Below are 9602 nucleotides of genomic sequence, written 5' to 3' on the forward strand. Positions count from 1 at the left end.
AAAATAATACTTTACGGGTAGAAACTACTAACGGATTAATTAAAGATATAAAAATTGATATGGGAAATGGGAATAATAGTATAGAAAGTATTGCTACCGTAGGGAGTACCGTGGATATTTCCAAAGCACAAAATTATTTTTTTACTGAAGGAAGTTCTAATAAGATTGAGTATGCCAATGTAAAATATATCAAAGGATCTCGTGCCCAAGATGATGCTTTTATAGGTGGGGATAAATTATCAGACAGTACTTATGAAATACATTTTGATGGTATTGGAGGAAATAATACTCTTAATTTAAACCAAATCAGCAATCCAATTGTATATTCAGCTTTTGGATCCGGAGTATTAAAAATTAATAATATAGTTGTTAACTCTACTTTTAAAAATATTGGTAAAATTATCAGTACTAAAGGGAATGATATATTTGAAGGTACTTTAACCAGATCTATAACTTATGAAAGTGGCGGTGGCATTGATACGCTTGATTATAGTAAAGATACTACCGGTGGTAAGGGGATAGAGATTGATTTTACTCTTGGTGGCGGTATTATTAAAGTTAACAAAGAATCTGGGGGCACGGATATTATTAAAAATATTCAGAATATTGTTGCTTCAAATTTTGATGATACCTTTATTATTCAGAATGGTAGATTTTTAGGATTAGATGGTAAGGATGGTATGAATACTCTTGATTATACCAAAATTAACGGGCAGGTAATCTTTGATTTTAACCTAGCATCTGTGAATAAGGGAGTGTATGGAATTGATAATTTTAAGAATTTTAATTATTTCAAAGGTGGCACTTCTAATATATTTCAGGGAATTATAAATAATGCTGTTAATTTTAATAGTAAAGACATTATAATGTATGGTAATAATACTTCTAACTCTGATATTGTAGATTACGAGATAAATAGTACTTTTACAGATACAATTTCTATAGATTTCATTAATAGAACTACAAATGAAATTGTAGTAAATAAAGGAATTAGTGGTGCAGGAGGGACTGATAAATTATATAATATTAATAAAATTAATGGTACTAAAGGGGATGATATAGTTAGTGTAAACCTCTCAAATATATCTATGTTGCCAATCATAAATGCTGGTAATAGTAATAATATACTTAAGGTTCAGGGTGTAACAGATCTAACTATGTCTTTATATGATACTAATCAGTTAGTAGGTTTTAAAACAGTAGAATTCTTAGAAGATATAGATATTACAGTGAACTTATCAAAAAAAGTATATATTTATAAAGGAAAAGAAATCACAAATGATACCAGAAAGAATACTTTTAGTACTTTTAATCAAATTAGCCAGCAGAAATTTGAATTAAAAGAAGACTCTGGAAATTATTATTGGGAAATAGGAGATAATCCTGCACATAAAGCTTATTTCTTTAATAAAATAATAGGAACTAATGCTGCTGACAATGAGTTTGTAATGAAATATATTGCAGGGAAAACCTTTTACTTAGAGGGTTCTCCAATTTCTAGGAATAATATTATAGATTATGCTAATGCCTCTGAAGGATTAATTTTTGATTTATCTAATTTCACAATTTATAAAGATAACGGAGCAGGAAAAGGAGAACTTTTAGCTGAATTTAATGCTATTAATAAAGTTATAGGCTCAAGTGGTGGTAATATTTTTAAAATCGATCCTACAATTGATATGATGATACAAGGAGGTGCAGGGGAAGATTATGTATCATATGAAGCTCTTGCTAGTAGTATTAATGTTAACGATGATACTTTTGATAAATTCATTGGAACAGAGGGTATTATTGCTACAAATTTTCATGATACTATTACTTTAAATCCGGATAAAGATAAAAGAGTATTAATTCAAGGTGGTAAAGGTATCGATACTATTAGGTATGATGATAACATAACGGCTATAACAGGGTTAGAAGTTAGTATAGGTGGAGGAACGTTTAGCGATAGTGATCCCAGCGGAGCAAAACAGATTATTGTAGGTAATGATAGTATAGGGGTAAAAAAAGCAAGTGGGAGAGTAGATAATTTTAAAACTGTTGAGAGGATTTTTGGGGTAGAAGGAAAAACAAATAATTTTAAAATTTATATTGTCGATAATAGCACAATTACTAGGGGAGAGAACAATAATACTTTAGAAATTTTTGCAGGTAAATATGATGATTTAACGGCAAGTCCTACTGACCTAATTAACGATACTATCAGTTATTTAACTGATAAAACTCAAGCCATAACGGTTAATTTTGCTCATAATTATATTGCAGTTAGTAAAGCAGGTAATTCTACTGATAAATTTTATAATATTGATGAAATTACGTTGGGTGATGCAGATGATACAGTTTTTTATAATTCTACATATCAAAATCCTATAGATTTAAAAATAGATGGAGCAGCAGGAGATAATAAGTTAATTTTCTCTAAAAATCCAGGTGGTATTACGATTGTTGTTACTTCTGCTAACATTGTAATGGATGATGGTACACAATCTGGTAAAACAATTACTTTCTTAAGTTTTAAAAGTATTAAAGGTTCCGCACAAGACGATACTTTTAAAATACATGATTTCTTACAATATAATTATGACGGTAATAATGGTATTAGTAACATCATAGATTACTCAGCTCTAAGTGATGATCTTACTATTGATATAACCGGTAACTTTGTTGCCAAAACTTCGAATCCTAGTGCAAGAGATACTGTTAATAATTTTTCACACATTATTGGCTCAGCAGGGGTTACAAAATTTCTTGGGAAGGAGAAAGGTAATTATCAATTAGAAGCTAGTACGAGTAGTTCCTTAGATTATAGTAATCTAGATATAAATTTATCTTTTACGTATAATGGTGGCGTTAATACTCCTATAATTGTAACTAAACTTGCAGGAAGTGCAGACACAATTGGTGCAGATATTAATCATATTACAGGAAGTAGCAAGAGTAATAGTTTTAATATTCTACAGAATGTACATAGTACTTATACCTTTGTTGGCGGTAATACAAGCACTAATACAGTAAATATAGGTACGGCTCTAACAGGTTATTCTAACTTGGATATTGAGGCAACGCAACATATGTTGACAGGTTCTTCTAAAAGCATTATTTTTAAAAATATTCAAGAGTATACACTGAGTCATAGTGGTAATAAAACCATCAGTATTAAGGATGATCTCTTTGCTGGTTCTTCTCAGAATGCTCAAGTACTAAAAATAGCTACTGTTGCAGGGAGTGGGCTAGTGAATGTTTTAGATGTTTCTTCGGTAAGTGGGGCAGCATTTAATGTAAACCTAGTAGAAGGTAAGTTAATTTATAAAACTGGTGGAGGAACTGCAGGTTATTTAAAATACGAGGGAATTACTAAAATTAAACTAGGAGATGGTAATAATGATGTATTGGCTAGTAGTAGTTCCGGAGGAATAACAGTAATAGAAGCAGGAAGCGGTCAAAATAATATAAGTTATGAACAGGATATCTCCGGTGCTAGAACCATTAACATCAATAGACACATAGACACAGGTAGCGGTAATATAAACCTCATAAACTTTAGTGGTATTACTGGTACCATGTATAATGATACGTTTATAATTAATAGTACTCTTAATATACAAGGGTTCAGAGCAAATGGATATCAAGGAGATAATAATAAAATAATATATAATAACTTTGCTCCTAATCTTAATATTTCTTTGATAGAAGGTAATAGTGGGAGTTTTACAGTGACAAGGGCTAATAGTAATGCTGATACTTTAGAAAAAATTACTAATATTACAGTAAATAATGGTACTAGTAACAGTAGTGTTAATATTAAATTTTTAGCAACCTCAAGTATCAATTATACTTTTGCTATACAACAATATCACAGAGATAACACCCTAGATTATAGTTTATTTAATGGTAAGGTAGAGGTTGATTTTGCAAGTCAAAGTATTCTGAAAAAACTAGGAAGCGGAAGTGAAGTTTTAGATGTTCTGCAAAATATTAGAACGATAGCGACAATTAAAGGAGGAACAGATTATACTACGTTTTCTTTATCAGATAAAATACAGGCATTATCAGCTAATGAAACCAAGTTAGAAGGGGCGTCGGGATCAAAGGATACTGTTACCTTAAAAAATATTATGAATATCGGTGTTACTACTGAAATTAATTTAATAACTAATAAAATAATAATTAATAACGGAACAACAACAGGAATATATAATCTAATTAATATTAATGTTATTGAGGGTTCTTATGTTAAAGATATTTTTATAGCAGGTAATGATGCTATAAACTATTTTTATGACGGTATTGCCTCTAACAATAGGGATGATACTCTAGATTATAGCAATATTTCTAGTAATATTACTATAGACTTTAAAGATAACATAATCACTAGACAGTCTAACAAGGATAGTTTTAGAAATATTAATATTTTTAAAACTACCACCCATAATAATGAATTTAAAAATATTAATATGGATAACTATACATTTCATGTTTTAGCTAATTCTAAGTTTGATTATTCTTTAATAAATGTAATGATGATAGTTAATGTAGACACTTCTACAAAGACATTAAGTGTTATAAAAAATAATTTTACTGATATTATTTTCTATCAGAAAGATAGTTATATTCAAGAACTTCAGTTAGGGAATGCCGATGATATTTTAAAGATTGATGCTATAACTACAGATAGTATTTTACAGTATGCCATTGATGGTGGCGGTGGTATTGATGTAGTTAATTTTGAAGGAGTTAGGAGTGGTATTGCAATTGATTTTGTTACTAAAAAGCTCATTTCAGGTAGTACAAATATTAATTATAATATTACTAATTTTAATAATTATATATTTAATAGTATGGCAAGTGGGAATAGTGTTAAATTAAAAGATCTTGAAAGTAATAGTAATAAAATTCACTTTGGTACTAGCGGTGGCACCGTAGATATTAGTAATTTTCAAGCTATTGCAATTGGAAATACTGAATTAGCTATAGATATAGGGGTAGGGAATTCTTTAAGAATAATTAAAGATAATAAGGTATTAGAAGTTGATAAAATTAATGATTTAAAAACTTGGACAGGTAAGCCAGGTAATCCAGCTCCTACTGCTTTTGGCACCAGAATAAAACTTGAGAGTATAGATGATAATAAATCTGTATTTGTAGGTTCTGAGTTTTACGGAGATACAGGGAGTAGTTTAAATGTTAAGAACTTTAATGTTAATAATGCCAATATTAAGATTGATGATCATCTATTAGAAATAAAACGGAATAATAGTACAGTAATTGACACTTTTTATGGTTTTAACCTTCTAAATATTGAAAATTTTAATCCTACAAATGCTGTAAGTTTAAATTTATCAGGACAGGAAACTAAAAATGTAGTCTTCCAAAATATGACATCTACTACTAAAGTTAATTTTTCTATCAATAGAATAGGAGGAGCTGTTAATTTAGTATTAGATAGCACAAAAATTGCTACTTTTTTAACAACTAACATTAATGATATTAGAGATAGTGTACCTATTGCTATTAATAATGTAGGGAGTATTGCAACTAATTATGCCGTGAAGCATATGAAAATGAATCTTAATTCAGATACTGAACTCAAAGATATAAGAAATATAAGTAGTGGTAGTGAGAATGGTGGGGGTATAGTCATAGATTTATCTAATGTAACAACTTTTAAGGCAAAGAGAGTGACTTATTATAGTAACAACAAAGGTTATATACAGTATGATACTATAGTTAAGTTCACGGCAATTAATGATTTAATTTTAGGAGGGGCTGATAATCAAGTGTCTTTGGCGGATAAGTTTTTTTCTGGAAGTGTAAAAACATCAATTTTAGATAGTATTAATGGAGGTGCCGGTAGCAATTCGATATCATTTGTTGATGTAAATAAGTCTTTGGTGGGTACACCAAGTAGTGCAGCTACTAAAATAACACTTACCATAGACAATAGCGTAAATTCTCAAGGGGTTGCTAATAAAGGTGGAATCTCAATTGGTGCAGGTGTCGGAAATAACTTATATTTGGCAAATTTTCACATTTATGGTTTTCATAGTCCGGATCTCCCTGTACATATTGTGGTGCAAAATACTAGCTTTAAGATGATCAGAGGGCTTAATGATACAAAAAATAATGCCTTAGATTTTAGTCTTTCTACAACTTCTGTAAAGTTAACATTAGAAGGCCGTGGAGATAAGATGATGATTGAAGGCTTGCACGGCTATAATAATCTAGATGTCGGATACATTCAGGAATTGACAGGATCAAGTAGTAACGATATTTTTATTATTGATGGACAGCGTGGACGCCTAGCGTCTGAGTTCATAAAAATAGACGGTGGCGGCGGTACAAAGAATCGTCTAGATATTTCCAATGTTGTCTCAAATTCCTTTAATTATAATGTAAGAATCGATGCTACTAATCAGCTATCTCTGATAGCAGATAAAAACCTTGCAAAGGCACTAAAAGTAACTAATGTACAAGAAATATTGTTGCCTGAAGGAGATATGGTGTTGGCTATAGTGGAGGGATCTACTGCTGCAGTACATGGTTCTGGGAAAACAATAATTCAATTTGGGTTGTTTGATTCTCACTTAGGTGACTCTCCGGTTAGCGGTCAGCTATTTTCTAAGGGTCTAAATATAGAAGTTTATAAAAATGATAATATCAATACTACTGTAACAGGTCCTAGTGGTACTAAGCTTACTATTAATAACTATATGAACATGGGGATGGTAGAGGGTCAAACAAATATTGTTAAATTCTTTAATATCTTACCACCTTCTCCAAAAGTTGATAAGAATAACAAAGCTGTTAGCTATGGGATGAATCCTAAGAGAGAATATGCTATGAATAACGAATTTGGGGTCGTAAATATTATAGATTTTTCTGCCATTGCATCTCAAGGAGTAGTAGCTTTTTTTGACAAGTTTGGCGGACATGGGAGCCATACCCAACAAAAAACCAACTTTTTCTTTGTTACTCCACTTAGTAATACTCCAAGTGGTTATGGGATGAAGGCTGAAAGATCGAATCCCAGACTACCAACAATGGAGGATCCTGATATGCCATGGGTATATAAGTTTGCCAGTGTTACAGATATTACCCTAACTTCTGCCAATGATATTATAGATTTTACTGATCGGCAAACCATGAATTATTATACTGATGATTCTAAGCAAAAAATTGATGCTGGGGCAGGTTTTAATAAACTTCTAATGGGCGGATGGGATGAAGACGATATGATTCAAATTGAGGATAATAATATTATTAGAATAGAGAGCTGGAATAATATTAAAGGTAGTGGTGTACTCCAAAATACACAATATATATATCTAAACTACCAGGCTAGGTCTCAAAAAGTAAAAAATATAACTATAAGCCCTGATGCAAGCGGTTCTTATGTTGTTATGAGAACAGCTAATTCATCGGAATCTGAGACAATAGTATTTAAGGCTGGTCCATCAGAAACTTTTAATTGGATGCTATCCTCTCAACTATTCAATGATCAAAACTTTTATAAACTTTATAATGCTAAGTTCCAAATAGATTCAAGAGCTGAAGGAAATGGTAAGGTGAGTGTGACAATGAATCAGCATTCGTTAAATGTATATGTAGCTCCCTATGCAATAGAGATGAGTAATCAAAAGCAAAGAACCTCATACTATAGTATTGTGGAGATAAATGATTTGAAGCTCTGTTTGCCTAGCCAAGTAAATTTTCAAGATGATGGGAAGTGGCATAGCACTTATATATTTAATTATACTATATATTTAACCACAGATCATCAGGCAAATGAACCTTCTGTAATGTATATGGTTTTTAGTGGAGATAGTACTAAGGTTACGAACCCTTTCAATGTCAACACGAGAGAGAACAGGCTTATTATTATTGAGACGTTTAAGTATAAGCAGTTAAGTGTAGAAAGAGTTAACGCTTATGCTACTATGCCAAACTATGATACCTTATTTCATGCCAATGCCGACCAAAATGGGGTAACCTCTAATAATACTAATATGCAAGCCCTTGAAGCACAAACTAACCTCTATAAAACCCTTGTTAATAGTTATTATAGTACTAAAATGGGGCAGGATGATGTTTTCAAAAATCCTAATGATTTTCCTTTAGAACCGGAAGTAAAAAGTGATTCAGCACATTTGTTACAAAAAGCTATTGTTGAGATACCGCTTACTCCGTTAATAGAAGAAAACATTGTAGAAATAGCAACTGCAGAGCAAGAAGATAATACTAATCCTGAAGAGGTAATTGTAATTACCTCTGAGGAAAATAAATCTGAAGCAGAGCAAACTGCAGAAGAGGCTACTGAGGATAAATCTGAAGATATTACTGATTATACTACCAAAGATACTACCACTGAGAATCCTACTATTAATAAGAATTCTCAAGATAATTTAACTCCTAATAATAAAGCAGAACAAGGTAAGGATACCTCAGGAGAGGATCAAATTGAAAAAGATCAGCCTGAAGATCATCAAACCGGAGGCAATCAGAGCGAAGACAATAAAAATAATGAGACTCAAAATGATAACACTCAGGTAGATTCTGCCGTAGCAGAAATTGCAGCAACACAAACTCTGTTTGATAATAATAGTAATCCTGCTTCTACTATTAACTTGTTTAATTTATTAAACTTAGCTAAAGAGACGGTACAAAATAATAATAACACAGCTGATAATTATAGTAATACTCATAATATTAGTGAAGAGAGCATAACCGATGCGTTTACTTTAAATGAAACTGAAAGCATGAGTTATGCAGTGGAATACGAGAATAATACCTATGCCGATACTGATGTTGCAATATCACATCATGCTAACCAAAATCAGAAAACTCATTCCTAATCCGTATCACCGAATTTCCTATAAAATTTTAATATTTTTTTTAGTCTTCGGTGTTGTATTTATTTTTAGTAATAGGGTTTTAAGCCAAATCGCTAATGTGAATAGTAATCTGATTTATGCTTATCATCAAAAATTATTAAGTAATATGTCTTATTATTCAGTCTTTAGTGTTACTGAGGAATATGCTAAAGTAACTGCAACAGAAGATAAAGATGGAAATAAAATAGAAAATCAGGAAGTAGAGATAAAGCAATACGGAGTAGACATTTATAGGGAGTATAGTACCAATAAATTTCTATTTTTTATTAACCAAAGAGTATTTGCTGATACAAAAATCTTTTATTCTTTAGAATTTGTAGAAGATAAAGTTTATAACTTTATAGCAAAAACCTATAATACGGATAATAAAGAGCTAACCATTTATAATGATAAACTTAGTGATATTCCTGGGATCTATTATTTATTACTAAATTATTTAGAAATTACTTATAATGCTTATAAATTTACTTTGGAGAAAGAAACTGAAGATTATATCTTTTATGAAGGTGTTTTAAAATTCTTAGGTAAACCTCAATTATTGTTTTCTAGGATTAGTGTTACTATGCACAAAAGTGATGCGAGTCCTTCACAAATAATTTTTTATAATGCTAAAAAACAAAAAATTTATGAATTACAAATTCTTGATTATATTAAAGATAATCAAAATAATTTAATTAATACTGTAATTATTACAGATTACATAAAAAACAC

2 protein-coding genes are annotated in these 9602 nt (G+C 30.7%); both read left to right on the forward strand.

Annotated elements, in window-relative coordinates; all coding sequences use genetic code 11:
* The first annotated feature begins 59 nt into the window (after nt 1-59).
* Nucleotides 60-8852 carry a beta strand repeat-containing protein gene (locus ACQCX0_RS03230; RefSeq protein ID WP_462562732.1) on the forward strand — a complete coding sequence of 2931 codons (8793 nt, stop codon included), beginning with the start codon at nt 60-62 and terminating at the stop codon, nt 8850-8852.
* Nucleotides 8764-9602, forward strand: an 839-nt coding sequence (locus tag ACQCX0_RS03235) for a hypothetical protein (RefSeq protein ID WP_462562733.1), incomplete at its 3' end; no start/stop codon positions are given. The genes ACQCX0_RS03230 and ACQCX0_RS03235, both read left to right, overlap by 89 nt.

The sequence above is a fragment of the Candidatus Hepatincolaceae symbiont of Strigamia maritima genome (assembly GCF_055505085.1).

What these genes read in the sequence shown, in the direction of transcription:
- ACQCX0_RS03230 (WP_462562732.1), top strand. Translation starts at nt 60, where the DNA reads ATGGGAAATGGGAATAATAGTATAGAAAGTATTGCTACCGTAGGGAGT.